The sequence below is a fragment of the Psychrobacter sp. 1U2 genome, assembly GCF_051847575.1.
In genome coordinates this window covers 1-974 of record NZ_JBPYDC010000561.1, presented here as the reverse complement: position 1 = coordinate 974, position 974 = coordinate 1, and the positions used below count along the sequence as shown (strand labels likewise).

The window sequence follows — 974 nt, the reverse complement described above, 5'->3', positions numbered from 1 at the left end:
ATATGAACGCTAGGGACGATATAATCTTCGTCCACTTGGTAGATGCATTGGGTTGTGCGCACCAGTTTGATAGCTAACAACGATAGGGTATCTTGACTGGGCGCTTGCGCAGAATGACTCAGTTGCAGGCTCGGTGACAATTTAATAACATCAATGACCGCTTCAGCTGCTTGACTATATAAATCTTTTGCTTCAATAGCTCCCCTCACATAGCGCGCTGGATTATCACTATGCTCTGTCTGTATATTATTGCTGTCATTATGGACAATCTCTAAACTTAAAAATACAAAGACCTCATCACCATGATCTTGACTATCTAGCGTAATACCTTTTGGTAATGCATCTATACGAGGTGCCTGATATATTGTGCCATCTGGCAATACAGCGTAAATACTTTGAAAGCTTAACAAGTTACTCTCTAAAAGCTGTTTATCTATCTGAACATCGGATACTCCGTAAGCATACGGCTGCATCAGCATCATACTCAGGGCGCGCTGTGAGTTATGATACGTGTCTTGAATCTGAAAATGCTGAGGTCTTAAAAACAGCCCCTCACCCCATAGTACTCTATGTTTACTCAAGACAATCTCCTACAAACAGCTGACTAATGGCTGCTGATAATATTTAAGTTTGGTCGTAAATGCAGGCGCAAGCTTTGGGCTGATACCCTCTACGATATTGACGTCACATGCGCCTATATGAAGCACCAGTGGCTTATCAAAATTGAGACTATTAAGCGGAATAAGGAGCTGTGAGCGTTTTTTGGTGTATCTAAGTCCCACTTTAACCGCCATAAAGTGTGCATCTTGAGGAATATTTAAAGTCAGACTGGTCTCACGATTGGGGATGACACTGACTTCTTTCGCAGCCAGTTTTTCAACTTCGGTGAACTGACTTTCTTCTGCTAAAAATGCAATATAAGCGATACTCGCAGTACCTTGTTTGGCACGTCCTGCATTGGCATTGGCCATAGG

The 974-nt window shown here is 42.4% G+C and carries 2 protein-coding genes; both read right to left on the bottom strand.

The annotated features are described in order from the left end of the window. Positions 1–581 (bottom strand): type VI secretion system baseplate subunit TssK (gene tssK, locus ACS8FD_RS17270; protein ID WP_439276754.1); only part of this gene is annotated, 581 nt, incomplete at its 3' end. A 9-nt stretch (positions 582–590) separates the two neighbouring features. After that, on the bottom strand, positions 591–974 hold a 384-nt coding region (locus ACS8FD_RS17265), incomplete at its 5' end, for a hypothetical protein (RefSeq protein WP_439276753.1).